Raw genomic sequence first — 21,680 nt, 5'->3', positions numbered from 1 at the left:
TCCTCCTATCAATTTGACGGCCCTGCGCCTATATATATGGGGAGTATCCATTATGTTCAATGCTATCGCGCATGCTTTACTTGCCCTCGCGCCCGGGTTCGATGCTGCAAAGGTCGAGGACGTTCCTATGAGCCTAAAGGCCTGGATCGATGGTTCGCAGGGCAACATTCGGAGGGAGACGTTGGGCGCCAAGTGCATGGCGCGTCACTTCTTTGCAAATTAGCTATATGGCCTCGCACATGGTGGGGAATATGCAAAACTAGCGGTTGAGAAATCGCTTTAGCGACAGGGCGCATTGCTTTGGGCGCTTGTTTTGGGATTTGATGAAAGGGGACGGTTCCATGGCTCTTTGGGGCGGTCGTTTTGAGGCAGGCGTGGCCGAGGTCACGCAGGAGTTTGGCGCATCGTTGCCTGTCGACAAACATCTCTATAAGCAGGATATCGCCGGATCTAAGGCACATGCCAAGATGCTGGCGGCCCAGGGCATTATCAGCGCCGAGGACGAGCAGGCGATTGCCGAGGGCCTGACCGGAATCGAACAGGATATCGATGCCGGCAACTTCACCTTTGATATCAACGACGAGGACATTCATATGTCCATCGAAAGCGAGCTGACGCGTCGTATCGGCGAGGCTGGCAAGCGCTTGCATACTGGGCGTTCGCGCAACGACCAGGTGGCGACCGATACGCGCCTGGGCGTCAAGGCGCTGGCCAAGGAGCTCATGGAGGCCAATCTTGAGCTGCGCCATGTGCTGGTGGATGCGGCCAAGAAGTACGACAAGGTGATTCTTCCGGGCTACACGCATATGCAGCACGCTCAGCCCGTGCTGCTCTCGCATCATCTGCTGGCGTATTCCTGGATGTTCGCGCGCGACTTTACGCGCCTGAAGGCCGCCTTTGATGCCGCCGACAACTGCCCGCTGGGTGCTGCCGCGCTTGCCGGTACGAGCTATCCGCTCGATCGCCAGATGACGGCTGCCGAACTTGGCTTTGCGGGCGTGATTCCCAACTCGCTCGATGCGGTTTCCGACCGTGATTTCTTGCTCGATCTGCATTACGCCGGATCCGTCATGGCGATGCACCTGTCGCGTCTTTCCGAGGAGATCGTGCTGTGGTCGAGCTCCGAATTTGGCTTTATCACGCTTTCAGACTCCTACTCCACCGGCTCGTCCATCATGCCGCAGAAGAAGAATCCCGACTTTGCCGAGCTTATCCGCGGTAAGAGCGGTCGCGTGTACGGCAACCTGGTGCAGCTGCTGGTAACCATGAAGGGCCTGCCGCTCGCTTATAACAAGGACTTGCAGGAGGACAAGGAGGGCGCGCTCGATACCGCTCACACGCTCATGCAGTGCCTGTCCGTTATGGCGGGCATGATCTCGACCTGGACTGTCAACGAGGTCGCCATGGCGCGCGAGTGTGGCGTGGGCCACTTGGCAGCCACTGATGTTGCCGATTACCTGGCAAAGCGCGGCCTGCCGTTCCGTGAGGCGCATGCCGTGGTGGGCCATCTGGTCCTGATGTGTGAGAAGCGCGGCTGCAATCTTGAGGACCTGCCGTTTGAGGTGTTTCAGGAGGCAAGCCCGCTCTTTGAGCGCGATATTACCGAGGCGCTCGACATCCCGTCGATCGTTGCCGCGCGCACGACCGAGGGCGGCACCGCTCCTGCCGCCGTTGCCGTGCAGTTGGGGCGCGCCGAGACGCAGCTTGCGGCCGATGAGGGCGTGTTTGGCTCGTTGACCAAGGTCGTCGAGATGGGCCACGGAGCTAATTAGCTTATTGGATGCGTCTGTCTGGTGCGTTCATCATATCTTGCCTTTACGGGTGCCTGCTACGGTGGGCGCCCGTTTTGTTATAGAGAAGGAAGGAGCTTGTCGAAAACTTTTGTAGGACATTTGCGCAGGTTGTGAAGGGGGTACGTTCGCGGGTGGCAACCGACCGCCCGCTCTGTTCGATGTGGTTGATGAGCGGTCGGATGGTACTCTAATCGGGCTTCGAAACAGAAGTGACACATATGGAGCGCTTTAATAAATTGCAGCGTTTCAATAAACAGCTTTTTGTTTAACTGCAGCTAAAACTCTGTTACGATGCAGTCCAGGCGGGTGCCGGAATGGGACTTGGGCACGCGCGAACCTACTTGAAAGGCTACCTTATGGCTATCGAGAAGACCTTCATCATGATTAAGCCCGACGCCGTGCGCGACCGCAAGATCGGCGAGATCGTTGCTCGTATTGAGCGCAGCGGCCTTGTCATCGAGCGCATGGAGATGACCACGCTCGAGCGCGCTACCGTCGAGGAGCACTACGCCCATCTGGCCGACAAGCCCTTCTTTGGCGGTCTCTGCGACTTTATGACGACCGGTCCGGTCGTCAAGATGGTCGTTTCCGGCCTCTCCGCTGTCTCCAAGATGCGCACCCTTATGGGCGCCACCAACCCGCTTGATGCTGCCCCCGGCACCATTCGCGGCGACTTTGCTGTCGATGTCAACGCCAACGTGATCCACGGCTCCGACTGCCTGGAGAACGCCGAGATCGAGATCAAGCGCTTTTTTGGCTAAACCAGCTTTGACTCCTTAAAGCTGTTAGCGTGTGGCTTGGGCGCCGCGGAACTTCATCCGCGGCGCCCTTTTTATTCCAGTAGACTTTTGGTAAACCCCCACAAATCTACTAAAGAGCCCCCGTCCGGATGTTTCTTCCGGGCGGGGGCTGGCGGTAGCGTCGTATGGCTTTGTGAATCTTTAGGCCTCGTCGACGATCTTAAGGCCGCGCGTGTGGTCGATCTCGTTGAGGAGGTTAACGCGACGCTCGTGACGGCCGCCCTCAAACTCGGCGTCGAGCCACTCGTCGACGATCATCTTGGCGAGCTCGGAGCCAACGACGCGGGCGCCAAAGGCGAGCACGTTGGTGTTGTTGTGCATGCGCGAGAGCTTGGCGCTGAAGGGCTCGGAGCACACGACGGCGCGTACGCCCTCGACCTTGTTGGCAGCCAGGCTGATCCCGACGCCGGTGCCGCAGATCAGGATACCCAGGTCAACGTCGCCGTTGGCAACGGCCTTGCCCACTTTGTAACCGGCGATGGGGTAGTCGAAGCTCTCGGAGGTGTCGGTGCCAAAGTTCACGACCTCGCAGCCGCGCTCCTTCAGGTGCTCGGAAATGATGTTCTTGAGCTCGACGGCGGCGTGGTCGTTACCGATACCGATCTTCATGGATGGTTCCTCTCTGGTCTGTGCGGCGCAAATGCTAAAGGTGTTTACCGCGTTCGACTGCATGATAGCGCGACTTTTGCGTAAACGCTCGGGCGTTTTTTGGTCAAACGCTTTAGCAGGCAACAAGACCGGCCTCTCATGAATAATGCCGCCAATTTGTGCTTGAGCGCCGTCCGCCGGAACCGTGGTTGCGGTTTTTGATGCATTGTTATCAAATAAAGGAGCCAACTTTTTTGAGAGTCCAGCCCGTTATGCAAGCAGGAGATACCTATGCCTACCGATTCCATCCGTGATGCCGCGTTTTGCGATGTTTTGAACCGCGAGCTTGTCTGTGCACTCGGCTGCACCGAGCCCATTGCCGTTGCCTATGCAGCGGCGCTGGCGAGCCAGACGCTTGGTTGCGAACCCGATCATATGGATGTTGCCTGCTCGGGCAACATTATCAAGAACGTTAAGAGCGTGACCGTGCCCAACTCGGGCGGTATGCACGGTATTGAAGCCGCGGCCGTGCTGGGTGCCGTGGGCGGCGACGCTAAGAGCGCGCTCGAGGTGCTCGAGAGCGTTAACGATGAAGACCGCGCTCGCGTGGCCGAGCTCCTCGCCGACGCTGGCTACTGCGATGTGTCGCTTGTCGAGGGTGTGCCCAACCTCTACATCAAGGTGACTGCGACGGCCGGGGGCCATACCGCGGTCGTCGAGATTACCGATCACCACACTAATGTCACGTGCCATACGCTCGATGGTATTCCGGTATGCGGCAAGTCGGCGGGGGAGTGCGCCGCCTGCGCCGAGCGCGTGGTGGCCGAGCGTGCGGCAGATAACGCCGATACGCCCATGTCCATTGATTCCATCATCGACTTTATCGAGGACGGTGACATTGAGGGCGCCCGCGCTGCCGTTGAGCGTCAGATTGAGCTGAATGGCGCAATCAGTGCCGAGGGCCTTGCGCACGCTTGGGGCGCCGAGGTGGGTCGTACGCTGCTGGGTGCTCGTGCCGATGACGTCGCCTGCCGTGCCCGTGCCCGTGCGGCCGCCGGGTCCGACGCCCGCATGAACGGTTGCGCGCTGCCGGTCGCCATTGTGTGCGGCTCGGGCAATCAAGGCATTACCTGCGCATTGCCCGTCATGGAGTATGCCGAGTACCTGCGTTGCGACCACGAGCGTCTGGTGCGCGCCGTGATGCTGTCCGATCTTATCGCCGTGCATATCAAGAGCTATATTGGTGCGCTTTCGGCGTTTTGCGGTGCTATTTGCGCCGCGTGCGGCGCCGGCGCTGCGATTACCTGGCTGTGCGGTGGCACGCGCGAGCAGATTGGCGCGACGGTCTCGAATACGCTCGGTAACGTGGGCGGCATCGTGTGCGACGGCGCCAAGGCGAGTTGTGCCGCCAAGATTTCGGCTGCCGTCGATGCGGCGATTCTGGGACATGACATGGCCATGCAGGGGCGTGGCTTCCGTGCCGGCGAGGGTTTGATCCAGGATACCGTCGAGCAGACGATTGCCAGCATGGGCTACGTGGGCCGTGTGGGTATGAAGGACACCGACGTCGAGATCCTCAACATCATGATCGGCAAAACCCAAGTGTGCTAGGACAGTTCGTCGGCTACTTGGTGTTCGTAGAAGGCTTCTACTACGGCGTTAAAGTCGCGGGCGAAGCCTTCCATGGTTCCGCGCCAGGTGACTCGGTTGGGCTTGCCCTGGCCTACATAGGCAGTCTGAATGCCGCAGGCGGGTTTAGGGAAGTCGCGTTTGGGATCGTTGCCCACCATAAGGACCTCGTGCGGTTCGAGCCCCATCACCTGAAGCTGCTCTAGATAGTAGGTGGCATCAGGCTTGCAGCGGGTGGCGTTTCCCATGTGCGTGACGAGCTCAAAGGGGGCGTCGGCCAGGTCGCCCCAACCCATGCGGCACTCGATGGCCCCCTGCGGAAAGCTGGGGTTGGTAAAGAGCGCGCAGCGCAGCCCTGCGTCCTGTACGGCCTGAAGCGCGGCGTGTGCGCCCGGCATGGCATGGGCGTTGATGAGTTCGTCATTCTTGTACGGAAGAACTTCGCGGTCGTAGTAGGTAAACGCCTCGTAGATAAGTGGGTCCGAGAGGCAAATGCCGCATCGGCGCTCGACCTCTTCTTGGTAAAACTCAAGATTGGTGCGATTGTCCGTGCTGCTGCGGCGATTGGCGTTGAGGTCGACCAGGATGGTGCCGAGGCGTGCCATCGTGCCACCGCGGCTGCGGCGCCCGATATCCGCGAGCATCGAAGAGACATCCTTAAAATAGCGAAGGATGAACGCGTTGAGGTTGATGCTAAGAAGCGTTTCGTCCATATCGAAAACGACTGCTTTGAGCACGCGGGCACCTTTCTCGAAAAATCGATCTAGAATCGTTGGCTCCGGATACTTTACCCCAAAGCCGAATGCCTGGCTGGTTATCGTCAAGTTGCGGAGACGTGTGTTCATAAGATTACGAAAAAGTCTCCACACGAGTAAAAAATCGCAGTTCACGCTTGAAATCGAACTCATTTCCCCGTAACCTATACGAACGTGATTGCATAAGCGTCACATTAGTATCTGTCGGCTCCCGAGTGTTCCTAAACGTTGTGTGCTTGTCGCACCCTTCTGTAGGTCCTAGCAATCGGGGCCCCGTAGTTCGAAAGGGGTCCACCTTTGAGTGAGATTCAGAACTCGTCCATTTTCTCTCTTGACGATGTCAACGAGGAGGAGATGAACAACCTCATCGACGGTACGATTACCGACTTTGATGAGGGCGATCTCGTTAACGGCACTGTCGTTAAGATCGAGCATGACGAGGTGCTCGTTGACATCGGATTCAAGTCCGAGGGCGTTATCCCGGTCCGCGAGCTGTCCATCCGCAAGGACGCTAACCCTGCAGACATCGTTGCACTCGGTGATCCCATCGAGGCTCTGGTTCTCCAGAAGGAGGACAAGGACGGTCGTCTGGTCCTGTCCAAGAAGCGTGCCGAGTACGAGCGTGCTTGGAACCGCATCGAGGAGAAGTTCAACTCCGGCGAGAACGTCGAGGGCGAGGTTATCGAGGTTGTCAAGGGCGGCCTGATCCTCGACATCGGCCTGCGTGGCTTCCTGCCCGCTTCCCTCGTCGACCTCCGTCGCGTCAAGGACCTCACCTCCTACATGGGCACCCGCATCGAGGCTCGCGTCATCGAGATGGACCGCAACCGCAACAACGTCGTCCTCTCCCGTCGCGTCGTGCTCGAGGAGTCCCGTAAGGCCGAGCGTTCCGAGATCCTGTCCAAGCTCAAGTCTGGCATGCGTCTCCAGGGCACCGTTTCCTCCATCGTCGACTTCGGCGCCTTCGTCGACCTCGGCGGTATCGACGGCCTCATCCACATCTCCGAGCTCTCTTGGAACCACGTCAACCATCCTTCCGAGGTTGTCAAGGTCGGCCAGGAGGTCGAGGTCGAGGTTCTCGACGTCGATCTCAACCGCGAGCGCATCTCCCTGGGTCTCAAGCAGACCACCGAGGATCCGTGGCGCGCACTGGTCAAGAAGTACCCCGTCGGCGCTATCGTCGAGGGCACTGTGACCAAGCTTGTCCCGTTCGGCGCTTTCGTCGATCTGGGCGAGGGCATCGAGGGCCTGGTGCACATCTCCGAGATGGCCAACAAGCACGTCGATCAGCCTTCTCAGGTCACCCATGTGGGCGACAAGGTTCAGGTCAAGGTCATGGAAATCGACCTCGACCGTCGTCGTATCTCCCTGTCCATGAAGTCTGCTGCTGAGACTCTGGGCGTCGAGATCGAGGTTACCCCGCTGCCTTCCGAGAAGAAGGACGAGGAGACCGACGCCGAGTAAATCGGTTTGACGATCACTTGTTTTAAGGGGTCCGTCCGTAATGGACGGGTCCCTTTTTGCATTTGGCACCGAGATGCGCAATGCTGCCGGGCTGTCCACAGGCTATTGGATTGTCGGTGCATGAAAAAAGCCGACATCCCGCCTCGGGGAGGAGGCGGGAACGCACCGAGTAGACGGAGGGGTGCGGAGCGCGGTCGCGTCTCGACTGACGACGTTGCCCATCGACGGAACTATTGTAGCGCATGGGTGGTTCTTGGTTTATCGTGCAAGCGCTTGGGTTGTGCCATTGCGTGTGCTGGCGGTGTGCTACACTCTTTCACTGCTGAGTGGGCCAGACGGTCGCGCGATGTGCTGCTTGCGGCACGCGTGAGGAAAGTCCGGGCTCCAGAGGGCGGGATGCCGGCTAACGGCCGGGCGGAGTGATCCGACGGAAAGCGCCGCAGAAAAGAAGACTCCCACCTGCGCCGCAAGGCGTAAAGGGAAAAGCTGAAACGGTGGTGTAAGAGACCACCAGCGTCGTGGCAACACGGCGGCTTGGCAAGCCCCATCCGGAGCAAGCGCGAATAGGAACGCTATGGGCCGGCCCGGTCCGCGTTCGGGTAGCGTGCGTGGAGCTGCACGGTAACGTGCAGACAAGATAAATGACCGTTCACGACAGAACCCGGCTTATCGGCCCACTCGGCACTTTGTTGACGCTGCGAACCCGTCAGCGCGGCAATCTGCCTTTCAAACCTTCGGGCATGACCATAAGGTCAATGCCCTCGGCTTTCAAGGCACCTTGCTCGCGCTGACGGGTTCTCGCTTTCGTTGACGGAATCATCGGCGTTGCCATTCTTTTTACTAGGGTTATCGTATTATTGAGGCTGTTTGTTGCTGCGCTTTATTTTGTTGAGGGGCTTTGTTGGACAGCTATTTTACTCTGCAATCGAATATTGAGGTTTCGGGCGAGTTTGTGGACCGCAAGAGCCGGTTTATTGCCCAGCTGGTCCATATTGAGTCCGAGGACGAGGCGAATGCCTTTATCGAGATGGTTCGCAAGCGTCATTATGACGCTCGACACAATGTTCCCGCGTGGATTTTGGTCGATGGACGCGAGCGCCAGAGCGATGATGGTGAACCGAGCCGCACGAGTGGTATGCCGACGCTCGAGGTGCTGCGCGGTGCGGGGCTCAAAAATGTTTGCTGCGTAGTAACGCGCTATTTTGGTGGCACGCTGTTGGGGCCTGGTGGTTTGGTGCGCGCCTATACCGCGGCGACGCAGGCGGCGGTGGCCGCGGCTCAGGAGGCCGGGCAGATCGTCGAGATGACGAGCGTCGTGCCGGTTGATGTGCATGTGGCCTATCCACAGTATGAGCAGGTGCTTCGCTTGGCGCAGGATTCGGGTGCCAAGGTTTCGGATACCGATTACGCGGATGCTGTGACACTTCACTTGGTGTTTAAAGCGGGGGAGCAAGAGCCGTTTTGCGCTAAGATGCGCGAGCTTATGGCGGGGCGCGAGGAGATTGAGGTCAGCGCTCCCGAGTTTGCTGAGTTCTAACGACGACGGCCGGCGTGCATTTGGATGAATCCCAAGCGCGCCGGCTGTCGTTTTATGTCGCTGCCGTTTACTCGGCGAGCTGCTTTAGCACATCACAGGCGATTTCGACGGCATCGTCGATGCAGCCGGGGCAGCTGCGGAGCGGACCCTTATCCGATCCGATGCCCTTGAGCGTGCCGCAGACGGTTGTTGTGTTCTTCTCGCCAAAACGCTTGGCGATTTCGCGCGACAGCTTGTAGGTCTGGCCCTTGGTCTTGGGGTTTTCCATGCCGTCGCTCATTACAAAGCCCATGATGGCCACGGCGCCCGAGATGGCGCCGCAGGTTTCGGTCATGCCGCCCATGCCGGCGCCAAAGCCCTCGGTGAGGGTAAAGGCGACCTGGGGGTCGAGCCCGACGACGGGCGCGAGCGTGCAGGCGACGGCCTGGGCGCAGTTAAAGCCACGGGCGTGATATTCGGCAGCTTGAGCCTGACAGGTGGCAGTGTTGAGCTGAGTGGTATCAATCTGCTTCATCGGTGTCTCCTTGATTGCGGTGTACCCGCCTATGGTACCCTTGCTGGCGCATTCGCTTATCGAGACCGCAGTGCATATCTCATTGTTTTTCGCCATCGAACACTTTCTTAAGATTTGGGACAAATAAACCTGATTAATTTGTCCCATAACCTATCGGCGGGATGGGTTGAGAGGGGTGCGGGGTAGCGGTATTGTGAACCGAATAAAACAAAACCCAGGCAAGGGAGCTAGATATGAGCGAGCAGACCATCGGAACTACATGTGTTCAGGGCGGCTATCACCCGGGAGATGCCGAGCCGCGCCAGGTGCCCATCTACCAGTCCACCACATGGAAGTACGACACGTCCGAGCACATGGGCAAGCTGTTTGACCTAGAGGAGTCGGGCTACTTCTACAGCCGTTTGCAGAACCCCACGTGCGATCTCGTTGCCGCCAAGATCTGCGAGATGGAGGGCGGCACCGCTGCGATGCTCACGAGCTCGGGCATGGCTGCGAATTTCCTCGCGATCTTTAACGTGGTCGGTGCCGGCGATCATGTGGTCGCGAGCTCTGCCATTTACGGCGGTACGTATAACCTGCTCGCCCACACCATGGGCCGCATGGGCGTGACCTGCACGTTCGTCGCCCCCGACTGCACCGATGAGGAGCTGGAGGCAGCCTTCCGGCCCAACACCAAGCTCGTCTTTGGCGAGACGATCGCAAACCCCGCCCTTGCCGTGCTCGATATTGAGCGCTTTGCCAAGGCCGCACATGACCACGGCGTGCCGCTGATGGTCGACAACACCTTCCCGACGCCCGTGATGTGCCGTCCCTTTGAGTGGGGCGCCGACATCGTTACGCACTCCACCACCAAGTACATGGATGGACATGCTGCCTACCTGGGCGGCGTGATCGTCGACCACGGCCAGTTCGACTGGATGGCCCATGCAGACAAGTTCCCGGGTCTCACCACGCCCGACGAGAGCTACCACGGCGTGACGTATGCCGAGAAGTTCGGTCGCGAGGGTGCCTTCATTACCAAGGCAACCGCTCAGCTCATGCGCGACCTCGGCCCCATGCAGAACCCGCAGGCGGCGTTCTTCTTGAACAGCTCGCTCGAGAGCCTGCATGTGCGCATGCCGCGTCATTGCGAGAACGGCCTGGCCGTTGCCAAGTTCTTGCAGAGCCATCCCAAGGTGCGCTTCGTGAGCTATCCAGGCCTGGAGGGCGATAAGTACTATGACCTGGCTCAGAAGTACATGCCTAACGGTACCTGCGGCGTCGTGAGCTTTGGCTTTAACGGTGGTCGCGCGGCGGCCGAGACCTTTATGAAGAGCCTTAAACTTGCCCAGATCGCCACGCATGTGGCTGACGCCCGCACCTGCTGCCTGCATCCTGCTAACGCTACGCATCGCCAGATGAACGATGAGGAGCTCATCGCCTGTGGCATCTCTGCCGACATGGTGCGCCTGTCGTGCGGCCTCGAGGACACGGCCGATCTGATTGCCGACCTTGAGCAGGCGCTCGAGCAGTGCTAGGCTAGCGTTCGCACAAGGCGCCGATGCTGGCAGAAAGCTTCGGCGACCTTTCGTTCCGATTCCGTAGGCGGGGCCCCAATCGCGGCTGTTTGCAGGCGATTGGGGCCCCGTTTTTTGCGTTGGGCCACTCGAAAGGATGGATATGGAGAAAACTGCAGAGCAGCTGCGCCGCGAGCACATTGCCCTTGAGGGCGACACCCATGGCAAGAACAAATGGGTGATTCTGTTTACCGTGCTCATCATGACGTTTATGTCGTGTCTGGATTCGACCGTCGTGACCGTGGCGTTGCCCGTGATGCAAAAGGAGCTGGGCGTGGGCCTCGATCGCATTCAACTGGTGAGCTCGGTGTATCTGCTTGCGACATGCGTGGCTATGTTGCCGTTTGGCCGTCTGGGCGACGTGCGCGGCAAGGTGGGCGTATTCCAGCTGGGCGTAATCGTTTTTACGGCTGGCTCGCTGCTTTGCGGCCTTTCGAGTTCGCTCGAAGTTCTTATCCTGGCACGCATTGTTCAGGGCGTCGGTTGCGCGGCGGCCATGGCTAACAACATGGGTATCATCACCGAGTCGTTTCCGGCGCGCGAGCGCGGTCGTGCCATGGGTATTCTCGCGACCTTCGTGGCCCTCGGCATGATGTGCGGCCCCGTGCTCGGCGGCATGCTGGTGGCAAGCTTTCCCTGGGAGAGCATCTTCCTCATCAACCTGCCCATTGGCGTCATCTCGTTTATCGTGGGACTCTATACACTACCGCATGTTAAGCCGGAGGCCGGCGAGCGCCCCATGTCCCTGATCGAGGCCGCTCGTCGCTGCTTTGCAAATTCGGCCTTCACCATCAACCTTGCTTGCATGCTCATCGTGTTCGTTGGTATTGGCGCATCCGAGTTTATCCTGCCGTTCTATTTTCAGGACGCCCACGGCTTTGGTTCCGACATCTCTGGGCTACTCTTTTTGGCGCTGCCGATGGTGAATGCCTTTATCGGCCCGCTTTCGGGCACGGTTTCGGACCGTGTTGGCTGCGAGGGCCCCACGGCAGTCGGCCTGGGTGTGTACGTGTGCGGTCTCTTTGCGGTGAGCACGCTCAACGAGCATTCCTCCATCCTTGTGATCGTGTGCTGCGTCGCATTTATGTCGCTCGGTACGTCGATTTTCCAAAGCCCTAACAACTCCCTGTATATGGGTTCGGCCCCGCGCGAGGCGCTCGGTTTTGCGGGCAGCTTGGGCAGTTTGGCGCGCTACGCTGGCATGGCATTCGGCATTACGGTGGCGTCGCATATCCTGTATGGGCAGATGAGCGTGGCGATGGGCGAGGCCGTGACCAGTTTCGTTGCAGGCCGTCCGGATGTATTCCTATTCGGTTTTCGCTCGGTGTTCTACGTGCTTATGGCTGTGGCCGCTGTGGGTTTTGCGCTCGCCATGGTGCGTTTGGTGAGGATGCGCGCCCGCCATTAGCGTGTTGGGAGGCTGCCTGCCACGTATTCGCGCCGTCCCAAAAAGACTGGTTTGTGGTGCGATGCGGCTTGTGGGACAGGCGGGGGTCGGTCCGTGGTAGACTATCGAACAACGTTTATTAATCGCGCGGTATCGTTGCCGCGAGAAGGGGTTGCGCCATGCAGGAGCTTGAGGATCGTATTCGCCATGACGGCATCGTAAAGGCCGGTAACGTCCTTAAGGTTGATGCCTTCCTCAACCACCAGTGCGACGTTGAGCTGTTCGACCACATGGGCGCCGAGTGGGCCCGTCTGTTCAAGAATGTCGAGATCAACAAGATCCTGACGATTGAGGCTTCGGGCATTGGTATGGCTTGCATTGCAGCCCAGCACTTTGGCGGCGTGCCGGTGGTCTTTGCCAAGAAGGCCCAGTCCATCAACCTCGACGGCGAGCAGTATGCCACGACCATCTACTCCTTTACCAAGCAGAAGGAGTACCCGGTCATCGTTGGCAAGCGTTTCCTGTCCGAGGGCGACAAGGTCCTGATCATCGACGACTTCTTGGCCAACGGCTGCGCGCTCGAGGGTCTTATCAAGATCTGCGAGGCTGCGGGTGCCGAGGTGTCCGGTATTGGCATTGCGGTGGAGAAGGGCTTCCAGGGCGGCGGTGATAAGCTCCGCGAGCGCGGCTTCCGCGTTGAGAGCCTGGCCCGTATCGCCGATATGGACTGCGAGACCGGCGAGATCACCTTCGCCTAAGCGCGCAACACAAGCGATTGGTATGCGATGTGACAAAGGGAACGTCCCTTTGTCACATTTTTTGTATGAGGGGAGGTGTTGATATGGATGAGAACAAGATGGGATGGCGCGAATATGCGCGCTATGCCGAGATGTCGGTCGAGGAGTTGGCGCGCGATTGCGAGGTGCAGGTGTTTCGCGCGACGGGTCCGGGCGGGCAGGGCGTGAACACGACGGACTCGGCGGTGCGCATGAAGCATGGGCCCACGGGGATTGTCGTGACGGCGCGCGAGAGCCGTAGTCAGTTTCAGAATCGCGCGAGCTGTCTGCGTAAGCTGCGCGCTGAGCTGGAGCGTCGCGGGCGTCCACCGCGCCGACGCGTAAAGACTAAGGTGCCTCTGCGCTCTCGCCAGCGCAGGCTCAATGACAAGCACTTCAACGCGATTAAAAAGGCCAACCGTCGCAAGCCGGGCGGGGAGGAATGATCTTCTCAATAAGTTGCGGTGAAATAGGGACTGTTTCGCGGCTTTAACTGCATAAACAGTCCCTATTTCACCGCAACTTAGGTGGGGTTAGCGGGTTGGGTGCCAGACTTGGAGGGCGCCGGGTAGGATGTCGACTTCGATGCGCGAGGCGACGATGGGCTCGCCGTCGGCCTGGATGGGGTAGTCGGGCTCCTCAAAAGTTAGCTCGGCATGGCGGCAGCGGCGCATGCGAACCGGTGGCAACTTGGTATGGTGGCCGTCCTTGGCCGAAAGGAACATAGGCAGGGCTACCGCGCGAGGGACGGGGCCGCAGGCGTAGCAGACGTCGAGCATGCCGTCGCAGGGGTCGGCATCGGGGCAGATGCGATAGCCCGAGCCATAGGTAGGACCAAGCTGAATCGCCATGATGATCGCCCTCACGCGCTCGGCGGGCGCGCCGTCAAAGCTGACTGTCATGGGGTAGCTGCGATAGCGCAGGCCAAACTGCTCAAGTCCCGAAAGGGTGTAGAGCGGAGCACCCGTCAAGCCGGTCTTTTTGCGCAGCTCGGTGGTGCCAAGGCCGATGGCGGCATCGATGCCGACCGAGAGCGTCTGGTCGTAGTACTCAACGGTAGCCTCGCCGCTGCCGCTCGCAGGGCTCCACGAGCGAATCCGCCCGATGTCCTGACGCTGCAGCTCACAGGTGAGTAGCGCGCCAAAATCCTTGCCGGAGAAATCTTCGATATCGAGCGTCTGGGCAAAATCGTTGCCGGAGCCCACGGGCAGGACGGCAAGAGCGGGGCGGGCGTCCTCCTTTTGCGTCATAAGCCCGTTGACGACTTCGTGGATCACGCCGTCGCCGCCGAGTGCGATAACGGTGCGATAGCCCTGAGCCTGTGCGGCAAGCTCCTTGGCGTGTCCCATGTGCTCGGTTAGCACCAGGTCAAACTGGGATGCGCGCGCGGTCATATCCAAAAAGCGCTGCAGGCGCTCGGCAACCTCGCGCGCGGCGCCCGACTGGGCGGCGGGGTTGGCGATGATGAGCGTGCGGCCAAAATCAGTTGCGTGCATGGGGCGACTCCCGGCGTGTGGCATGACGGTGCGGTCGCGCTCAGGTCGAATTGCCCCCGATTGTGGCTGCACGGCGATTATTACATCTACTCTATCAGGTCGTTGTGGCGCTCGATAGCATCCGCTACCGTACCGCCCTCATCCACAATAAGCGAACGGCGCTTGGGTGAGATGATGCGCTGGGCAGGGTACACGCCGCGGTGTCCGCCGGTTAGGTAGCTGATAAAGGCCACGATGACAAAGAACCCGGCGGCCGTGCCGTGGAACAGGTCGATGGCCATCATGCAGGTGGTGATGGGCACGTTGAGGCCGGCGCAGAACACGCCGAGCATGCCGAGAGCCGCCAGAAAACTGGGTTCAAGCCCGGTAAGGCAACCGATCCAGCCACCGAGTGCCGCACCGATGCCAAACAGGGGCGTGACCTCGCCGCCTTGGAAGCCCGCGCCCAGGGTAAGCGCTGTGACGACCAACTTGATGGCTGCGTCCGCCAGGGTGGTGTTACCTGCAAATCCTGCGCCGGAAAGCCACGTGGAAAGGCCGGCGTAGTCCCAGGCGTCGAGGAGGGCATAGGCGGTCAAAACCACGAGTGCGCCTATGAGTGCGCGGACGAGGTAATTGGTGATAAAGCGACCGTACAGGCTTTTGACGGTTCGAACCGACCAGGCAAAGAGGCGTGCCGTCAGGCCGAAGATAATGGCGCTGATAACAACGATGACAACCGTCCGTGGTGTCATGTTGGGAACGCTGGCGATGACATTCGCCTCGTACTCGGTTCCCAAGGCAAGCGACGTAAAGTAGCCGGTAAACGAGGCGACCAGGCAGTAGATGCCCGCGGTGTAGTCGATCTTGCCGATAAAGCACATCTCCATGCCAAAGAAAGCTCCAGCAAGGGGCGAGCCGAATACGGCGCCAAAGGCCGACGAGATGCCGGCGAGCATGAGGTCGTGGTGGTCATGTTTTTTGAGGTGGGCGAGGTTCGAGATGTTGCTGGCGATGGTGCCGCCAATCTGCACCGCGGCCCCCTCGCGACCGGCAGATCCGCCCGTTAGGTGCGTGAGCGTGGAGCAGACGAAGGTAAGGACGGCCATGCGCATATGGATGAGACGTGTGCTCAGAGCGGAGTCGATGACCAGGTTGTTACCGCGTTTGGCGGCAAGGCCGTGGTTTTTGTACACCCATGCGGTGGCAACGCCCACAACAGGAAGCAAGGCGTAGACCCACGCGTGGTGCTCGCGATAGTCGGTCGCGATATTCAGCGAGGCCAAAAACGCCCAAGCGGCAACGCCCATGGCGAGCGAGACGATGACGACGAGCGCGAGCAACTTGGCGCTCGCGAGTAGGTTGCGGGCGTTGCGGCGCGTGTCGGCAGCCAAGAGATGCTCGGAGCGGGTGAGCTGTTGCCTGCCTGCCATGATGACGTCATTAAGGGAGAAAAAGCCGCCGTCGTCGAGCGACTGGGAATGATCCTGCGCCTCGTTTGCGCTTTCGGGTTTGTCGGTATAAGCCATACGTTCCTCTTTTGGGTTGCAACACGAGCATTATAGAACGTGCCATACGTGACAAACCGGCAGGTTGGTTTTGGTTTTGTTTCGCGGCTTGCGGCCGACAGATGTATTCGCGGCCGCGGGCCAGGTCTTGAGCAGGCGGCGAGGGATTATACTGAGATAAACATAAAGAATCGGCGCTTTTGTTGCGCGCCGCAGCATGCTAGAGGTGCATATGGCTGAGAAACTCATTCCGTTGGAGGACGCACAGGCGATCGTCTTGTCGCACGTGAATCGCACCGAAGTTGTCGAGATTCCCGTGTGGCAGGCCGTCGGTCTTCCCTTGGCAGAGGACGCGGTGGCCGATATCGACATCTCGCCGTTTGCCAACAGCGCTATGGACGGATATGCCGTGCGCTCGGCGGACTTGGCGCAGGCATCTGGCGAGGCGCCGGTGACGCTCGACGTTATCGGACACGAGGCTGCGGGCCATGTGTTTGAGGGCACAATCGGCGCGGGCGAGACGGTCCGCATCATGACAGGCGCGCCGGTGCCCGAGGGTGCGGATGCTGTGGTGAAATACGAGATCGTCGAGGTGCTTGACGGCGACGGCAACGAGGGCTCGCACGTGAGCTTTTCGGCGCCTGCTAAAGTGGGGGAGAACGTTCGCTCTGCCGCCGAGGAGGCCCATGCCGGCGATGTTGTGATGCACGCCGGCGAGGTCGTGGCTCCGGCGGGCGCCGGCTTGTTGGCGAGCGCCGGGTATGCGAGCGTGAAGGTGCATGCCGCGCCGCGTGTGGGCATTATCTCGCTGGGCACGGAGCTGGTCGCGCCGGGTGAGCTGCCGGCGCGCGGGCAGATTCGCGACTCCAACTCGTCGGCGTTGATGGCCGAAGCGCTCGATGCAGGAGCCGAGCCCGTGTTCTACGGCATTGCGCCCGATGATGAGCAGGCGATTGCCGAGCTGGTGCATCGCGCCGTGCTGGAGTGCGATTTCGTCATTACGAGCGGTGGCGCCTCGGCAGGCGACTACGACTACGTGACGGCGCTCGTTCGGCGCGAGGGCGATGTGCTGTTTGACCGCATCTCGATGCGTCCGGGCAAGGCCATCACGTTTGGCTTGCTTGGGGGTAAGCCCTACCTGGGACTTTCAGGCAATCCGGCCGCGGCGTATGTAGGCTTTGAGATGCTTGCGCGTCCGGCGATCCGCAAGATGCGCGGCTTTGCCGAGGGTACGCGTCCCGTGCAGCAGGCGACGCTCACGCACGGCGTGAAAAAGCGACAGCATCGCCGCTTCTTCGATCGCGCCACGGTTTTGCGCGACCCCGAGACCGGTGAGCTGTTGGTGACCGAGGCCAAGACGCAGAATTCGGCGCTGCTCGGCACGATGCAGCGGGCTAACTGCCTGTTGCGTGTTGACGAAGGACCGTGCGACCTCAAGGTGGGCGATGTCGTGGACGTTGTTCGCGTCGACCTGCCCGAGGGCGCCGTGTTGTAGGAGGAATGCTATGGAGCTGAAGATATCGATCGTGACGTGCTCGGATACGCGCGATCTTGCCCAGGACGAGGCTGGAGCCGCACTCGAGGAACTTATCGAGGCGCAGGGCTGGACGGTCGCCTCGCATGTGGTCGTGCGCGACGACGTCAGCGAGATCGGTGATGCCATTGTGGAAGCCGCCGATGAGTGCCACGCCAATGTCGTGCTCACCTGCGGCGGCACGGGGCTTTCGATGCGCGATGTGACGCCCGAGGCGACGCGTGCCGTCTGCGAGCGCGATGTGCCGGGTATTGCAGAGGCAATCCGTGCGTACTCCATGACCAAGACGCGCCGCGCTATGCTCTCGCGCGCTATTTGCATGCAACGAGGTCATACACTTGTCGTAAACTTTCCCGGTTCTACGAAGGCCGCCCGCGAAAGCTGGGAGGCCATAGCGGACCAGCTGGAGCATGCGGCTCAGATGACAGCGGGCGGCGGACATACCAACTAAGCGGTTTACCTGCGGCGGAGCGACCTGAACGGCTGCTCCGCCTTTTATTTGCGCCCAAGGGGACGGCATTCTGTAGGCATGCTTGAAACTATATTCTCAGACGAGAATAATTTCTCATAATCATTATTCGCATCGAAGTATAATCAAATTACAGAATAAAGCCCGCGGTGGGGTACCCGGGCACAAGGTACGAAAGGGTTGAACATGTTCGATATGGTTTCTCGCCGCGGATTCGTCTCACTCTCCGCTGTCGCCGCTGCCGGCCTTGGGCTTGCCGGCTGCTCCGGCAACAAGGAGCCTGAGGCGACCGGCTCCGATGCCGGCTCCGCCAAGGCCTCTTCCAAGAAGGAAACCGTCGAGCTGCAGGTCTTTGCCGCCAACTCGCTCGAGAAGGCTTTGCCCGAGGTTCAGAAGCTCTACACCGAGCAGACCGGTACCACCTTTGCCGACACGCAGTTTAAGGCGTCCGGCGACCTCGTTGAGCAGATGCGTGCCGGTGCCACGGTCGACGTGCTCATCACCGCTTCCAAGGGCACCATGGATGACGCTGAGACCGTCGAGCTCGTCGATGCCGACACCCGTGAGGATATGTTCGTCAACGATCTTGTGATCATTCGCGCCGAGGGCTCCGACACCAAGGTCGAGGCCATCGCCGACGTCGCGAATCTGGGCGGCAAGATCGCCATTGGCGACGCCAAGACCGTTCCCGCCGGCAAGTACGCCAACCAGGCGCTGGCTTCTGTGGGCCTCTATACCGGCACCGAGGGCGACGACGGCGAGTATGCGCCCGAGATCGCCGACAAGGTCGCACTGGCAGACAAAGTTGGTACCGCCGCCGCCTATGTGTCCACAGGCGACTGCGTTGCCGGTTTTGTCTACAGCTCTGACATCTACCGCTACAACGGCATCGAGGACGCCTTCGTGTGCCCCGAGGACTCGCACAAGCCCATCGTGTATCCCGGTGCTGTCGCCGATAGCTCCGAGCATGCCGACGAGGCTAAGGCGTTCATCGACTTTTGCCTGTCCAACAAGAAGGCTCAGAAGATTTGGGCTAAGTACGGCTTTGAGCTTTCCGCGTAGTGCGGCTTGGCGCGATAATTCCATCGTTTTGTGTTTCACTCCGTCCTTGTATTCGCTTGGAGCTTTTCGTGCTTAATAGATTCCGCATGCTTGTCGCCTGTGCTTTGACCTTCGCGCTTTGCTGGGTGCCGGGATTTGCGTTTGCTGGGGACGCTGAGGACGGGGCCCAGGTTGCTGCGACCGCTCATGGGTTTTCCTATGGGATCGAGGGTTTTGAGCGGTTGGCCAAGGGGACCGCTCGTGCTATGGAGGGCCAGCCTGAGGGCTACCGGTTTCCCGTTGACGAGGACGTGGACCTTGTAGTGGCGGCTGCTGCCGATCGCGTTGTGGTGTGGATATCGCCCAAGGCGGCCGAGAAGTATGGATTGGATCCGCAGGACAACGAGTGCGTATCGGGTCTCAAGGCCCTCGTCTGTGAGCTCGACAGCGCAAACTCCATGGGAGGTGCGCAGCTAGGGGACGTTGATCTTCCTTGGTATGTTACGGCGGAAACAACGTTTGATGCCGGCGGGTATACCTATGGCTTTGATGTGCGTGGTGCGGATGGGGACCGCTATGTGGTGATTGCATCGGCCTCGGGTGATGCCAAGGGCGGCGCGCGTTGGCTTGATAGCGCTCAAATGGTAGAAGCATCGTCTGTCGTATTGCGGGATGAGCAGGGGCCCTTGACCTCTCTGGCCTCCTTTTTAGGCGGCATCGACTACCGCCCGTTTTGGGTGTCCATTAAAACGAGTGGCCTTGCCCTGGTGATTGCCTTTGCACTGGGCCTGTTTGCCGCGTGGAAGACTATGGGTACCTCGAGTCGCATCAAGGGCCTGCTCGATTCGGTCTTTACGATTCCTATGGTGCTGCCGCCCACGGTCTGCGGCTTTCTGCTCCTCATGCTGTTTGGCCGCTCGACCGGTGTCGGCCAGTGGCTGATCGCGCACGGCATCTCGATCGTTTTTACCTGGCCCGCAGCGGTCATTTCGGCCGTCGTTGTGTCGTTTCCGCTGGTCTACCGCACGGCGCTCGGAGCCTTCGAGAGCCTCGACACGCAGATGCTCGACGCCGCACGAACCCTGGGATGGTCCGAGCGTCGCATCTTTACCAAGCTTATGATGCCGCTTGGCTGGCCTTCGATTGCCGCCGGCGCGGTGCTTGCCTTCGCGCGTGCCATGGGCGAGTTTGGCTGCACCCTGTTCTTTGCGGGCAACTACGCCGGCATTACCCAGACCATCCCCATCGCCATCTACTTTGAGTGGATGGGCGGCAACACGTCGGTGGCCCTCTTTTGGGTCGCCGTCGTGATCGTGTTCAGTTTCCTGGTCATCCTGTTCATCAATATGTACACGGCGCATTCGCAAAAGTACCGCGGGCGCGGCCTGTCCCGCGCGGAGCGCAAGCAGGCCAAGCAGCTGGGCAGCCAGGCCGATTCGCTCGACCCAGTGGGCGGCGATGCGCTGCGTATCGATCGCGAGGCGCTGGCCGAGCTTATGCGCGATGGCGCGGTCGCAAAGGGAGGTCGATAAGCCATGTCGCTCGTTCTGGATATCAAAAAGCGCTATCCGGGCTTTACCCTCGACATTCAGCTCGATGCCGGCGAGGAGCGTGTGGCGCTGCTGGGCGCCTCGGGTTGCGGCAAGAGCTGCACGTTGCGCTGCATTGCCGGCGTGGAGACACCCGACGAGGGCGAGATCGTCGTCAACGGCGTGACCTTTTTTGACTCGGCGGCGGGTATCAACCTGTCGCCCCAGGAGCGAAAATGCGCCCTGCTGTTCCAAAACTATCAGCTGTTTCCCAACATGACGGTGGCCGATAACGTTTGCGCCGGTGTTAAGGATGCGGGTGACGCCGCCGCGCGCAAAAAGCTCGCCGAGCGCTATCTGGGCATTTTCGGTCTGGCCGATTTTGCTGACCGCTACCCCGCGCGCCTCTCGGGCGGTCAGCAGCAACGCGTGGCGCTTGCGCGCATGGTGGCGGCGCATCCGGGCATTTTTATGTTCGACGAGCCCATGAGCGCGCTCGATTCCTATCTTAAGAGCGCGCTCGAACAGAACATGCTCGACCTGTTCGATGTGTGCAACCGTACCGTGCTCTACGTGAGCCACGACATCGACGAAGCGTGCCGTCTGTGCGAGCGCATTTGTGTGATGCACGACGGGCATATGGAGGAGATCGGCTCCGTCGAGGACGTGGTCCGCCGGCCGCAAACCTTGGCTGCGCTGCGCCTGACGGGCTGCAAGAATACGAGCCGCGCGCGCAAGATCGGCGACGAAGAAGTTGAGGCCCTCGACTGGGGCATGACCTTCAACGTGGGCCGTGAGGTTCCCGATAACGTGGCGTACCTGGGTATTCGTGCGAGCTACTTCCATGTGGACAACCGTGCTGAGCGGGGTCGCAACAGCTACGACCTGCATGTGGCCCGCGTGAGCGATTCACGTTTTGAGCGCCTGGTGCTGCTGGACGTGCCGCGCGCCGACGCGCCGACGCGCCTGCAGTGGAAGGTCAACAAAGTGCGCATGCCTGTCGACGAGCTGCCGCAAGCAGGCGAGACGCTGCGCATGCATTTTGATGCCAGCAGGATCCATTTGGTTTGTCGATAGCGCCGGGTAATGCCGTCGGGGAATATAAGCCTCGGCGGCTTTGTTTTTGCCGTTCGCCGAATGAGGAATGACAAACTCTTATCAATCAAGATAATTATTTATTAAACGACGGCACACGACGCTGTCGTACGAATGTCAACGGTGTTCGCATGGTCGATGACCGTTGGTATAGTTGACCTCAACTTGTAAAGGAGGGTGCGCACATGCCGCAGACGACATACATTCGCCGCGTTGCCGCGCGTGCCCTA

Annotated in this window: 19 protein-coding genes, 1 other RNA gene and 1 pseudogene; 16 read left to right on the top strand and 5 right to left on the bottom strand. The window is 60.0% G+C overall.

The features are described from left to right. Positions 1 to 52: 52 nt before the first annotated feature. From I2E13_RS01295 to ndk, 3 genes are all read left to right on the top strand, one after another. Positions 53 to 223, top strand: coding sequence for a hypothetical protein (locus tag I2E13_RS01295; RefSeq protein WP_195403966.1), 171 nt, complete (start codon positions 53 to 55; stop codon positions 221 to 223). A 118-nt stretch (positions 224 to 341) separates the two neighbouring features. Next, positions 342 to 1,772, top strand: a complete 1,431-nt coding sequence (argH, locus tag I2E13_RS01290) for an argininosuccinate lyase (RefSeq protein WP_195403965.1) — start codon at positions 342 to 344, stop codon at positions 1,770 to 1,772. Between the two features lie 377 nt (positions 1,773 to 2,149). Then, positions 2,150 to 2,554, top strand: a complete 405-nt coding sequence (gene ndk / locus I2E13_RS01285) for a nucleoside-diphosphate kinase (RefSeq protein WP_195403964.1) — start codon at positions 2,150 to 2,152, stop codon at positions 2,552 to 2,554. 180 nt (positions 2,555 to 2,734) lie between these two features. On the opposite strand, the gene rpiB is transcribed toward ndk, so the two are convergent. Next, positions 2,735 to 3,202: a ribose 5-phosphate isomerase B gene (rpiB, locus tag I2E13_RS01280; RefSeq protein WP_035138007.1), complete on the bottom strand. Its 468-nt coding sequence runs from the start codon at positions 3,200 to 3,202 to the stop codon at positions 2,735 to 2,737. 270 nt (positions 3,203 to 3,472) lie between these two features. Here rpiB and I2E13_RS01275 point away from each other — a divergent pair, with 270 nt between their 5' ends. After that, a complete protein-coding gene (locus I2E13_RS01275; RefSeq protein ID WP_117629410.1) occupies positions 3,473 to 4,792 on the top strand; it encodes an L-cysteine desulfidase family protein in 1,320 nt (439 codons plus the stop codon). Here the strand turns inward: I2E13_RS01275 and I2E13_RS01270 are convergent. Next, positions 4,789 to 5,547 carry an HAD family hydrolase gene (locus I2E13_RS01270; RefSeq protein WP_271817561.1) on the bottom strand — a complete coding sequence of 253 codons (759 nt, stop codon included), beginning with the start codon at positions 5,545 to 5,547 and terminating at the stop codon, positions 4,789 to 4,791. The two genes, I2E13_RS01275 and I2E13_RS01270, sit on opposite strands and share 4 nt — an antisense overlap. A 315-nt stretch (positions 5,548 to 5,862) precedes the next feature. Here I2E13_RS01270 and rpsA point away from each other — a divergent pair, with 315 nt between their 5' ends. From rpsA to I2E13_RS01255, 3 genes are all read left to right on the top strand, one after another. Beyond that, positions 5,863 to 7,029 (top strand): 30S ribosomal protein S1, encoded by a 1,167-nt coding sequence (rpsA, locus tag I2E13_RS01265; protein ID WP_022095232.1) that lies wholly within the window; start codon positions 5,863 to 5,865, stop codon positions 7,027 to 7,029. 323 nt (positions 7,030 to 7,352) lie between these two features. Further along, positions 7,353 to 7,714, top strand: an RNA gene (gene rnpB, locus I2E13_RS01260) — RNase P RNA component class A. 213 nt (positions 7,715 to 7,927) lie between these two features. Next, positions 7,928 to 8,566 carry a YigZ family protein gene (locus I2E13_RS01255; protein WP_195403962.1) on the top strand — a complete coding sequence of 213 codons (639 nt, stop codon included), beginning with the start codon at positions 7,928 to 7,930 and terminating at the stop codon, positions 8,564 to 8,566. Between the two features lie 67 nt (positions 8,567 to 8,633). Here the strand turns inward: I2E13_RS01255 and I2E13_RS01250 are convergent, their stop codons facing one another. Beyond that, on the bottom strand, positions 8,634 to 9,080 hold the full coding sequence (locus I2E13_RS01250) for a C-GCAxxG-C-C family protein (RefSeq protein WP_195403961.1): 447 nt from the start codon (positions 9,078 to 9,080) through the stop codon (positions 8,634 to 8,636). A 233-nt stretch (positions 9,081 to 9,313) separates the two neighbouring features. Here I2E13_RS01250 and I2E13_RS01245 point away from each other — a divergent pair, with 233 nt between their 5' ends. From I2E13_RS01245 to I2E13_RS01230, 4 genes and pseudogenes are all read left to right on the top strand, one after another. Further along, positions 9,314 to 10,597 carry an O-acetylhomoserine aminocarboxypropyltransferase/cysteine synthase family protein gene (locus I2E13_RS01245; protein ID WP_117757027.1) on the top strand — a complete coding sequence of 428 codons (1,284 nt, stop codon included), beginning with the start codon at positions 9,314 to 9,316 and terminating at the stop codon, positions 10,595 to 10,597. A 142-nt stretch (positions 10,598 to 10,739) separates the two neighbouring features. Next, on the top strand, positions 10,740 to 12,044 hold the full coding sequence (locus I2E13_RS01240) for an MFS transporter (RefSeq protein WP_195403960.1): 1,305 nt from the start codon (positions 10,740 to 10,742) through the stop codon (positions 12,042 to 12,044). Between the two features lie 158 nt (positions 12,045 to 12,202). Further along, a complete protein-coding gene (locus tag I2E13_RS01235) occupies positions 12,203 to 12,781 on the top strand; it encodes a xanthine phosphoribosyltransferase (RefSeq protein WP_117639195.1) in 579 nt (192 codons plus the stop codon). Positions 12,782 to 12,933: 152 nt separating this feature from the next. Next, positions 12,934 to 13,245 (top strand): annotated as a pseudogene (locus I2E13_RS01230) (peptide chain release factor-like protein); the annotation flags it as partial. An 87-nt stretch (positions 13,246 to 13,332) separates the two neighbouring features. On the opposite strand, the gene I2E13_RS01225 reads toward I2E13_RS01230, so the two are convergent. Together I2E13_RS01225 and I2E13_RS01220 are read right to left on the bottom strand one after the other, a co-directional pair. Further along, positions 13,333 to 14,295, bottom strand: a complete 963-nt coding sequence (locus I2E13_RS01225) for a diacylglycerol/lipid kinase family protein (protein ID WP_195403959.1) — start codon at positions 14,293 to 14,295, stop codon at positions 13,333 to 13,335. Positions 14,296 to 14,381: 86 nt separating this feature from the next. Then, positions 14,382 to 15,803, bottom strand: coding sequence for a chloride channel protein (locus I2E13_RS01220; protein WP_195403958.1), 1,422 nt, complete (start codon positions 15,801 to 15,803; stop codon positions 14,382 to 14,384). A gap of 211 nt (positions 15,804 to 16,014) precedes the next feature. On the opposite strand from I2E13_RS01220, the gene I2E13_RS01215 reads away from it, so the two are divergent. From I2E13_RS01215 to I2E13_RS01195, 5 genes are all read left to right on the top strand, one after another. Further along, positions 16,015 to 17,277 (top strand): molybdopterin molybdotransferase MoeA, encoded by a 1,263-nt coding sequence (locus I2E13_RS01215; RefSeq protein WP_195403957.1) that lies wholly within the window; start codon positions 16,015 to 16,017, stop codon positions 17,275 to 17,277. 10 nt (positions 17,278 to 17,287) lie between these two features. Beyond that, entirely contained in the window at positions 17,288 to 17,767 is a 480-nt protein-coding gene (locus I2E13_RS01210) for a MogA/MoaB family molybdenum cofactor biosynthesis protein (protein WP_117584062.1), read from the top strand. Between the two features lie 204 nt (positions 17,768 to 17,971). Beyond that, positions 17,972 to 18,847, top strand: coding sequence for a molybdate ABC transporter substrate-binding protein (modA, locus tag I2E13_RS01205; protein WP_117646490.1), 876 nt, complete (start codon positions 17,972 to 17,974; stop codon positions 18,845 to 18,847). 245 nt (positions 18,848 to 19,092) lie between these two features. Then, positions 19,093 to 20,358 carry a molybdate ABC transporter permease subunit gene (modB, locus tag I2E13_RS01200; protein WP_229057767.1) on the top strand — a complete coding sequence of 422 codons (1,266 nt, stop codon included), beginning with the start codon at positions 19,093 to 19,095 and terminating at the stop codon, positions 20,356 to 20,358. A gap of 3 nt (positions 20,359 to 20,361) precedes the next feature. Then, positions 20,362 to 21,432, top strand: coding sequence for a sulfate/molybdate ABC transporter ATP-binding protein (locus tag I2E13_RS01195; protein ID WP_161155033.1), 1,071 nt, complete (start codon positions 20,362 to 20,364; stop codon positions 21,430 to 21,432). The last annotated feature ends 248 nt before the right edge of the window (positions 21,433 to 21,680 follow it).

It is taken from the genome of Collinsella aerofaciens (genome assembly GCF_015554145.1).
Lineage (GTDB): Bacteria > Actinomycetota > Coriobacteriia > Coriobacteriales > Coriobacteriaceae > Collinsella > Collinsella aerofaciens_AA.
This window is presented reverse-complemented; position numbering and strand designations above follow the sequence as displayed.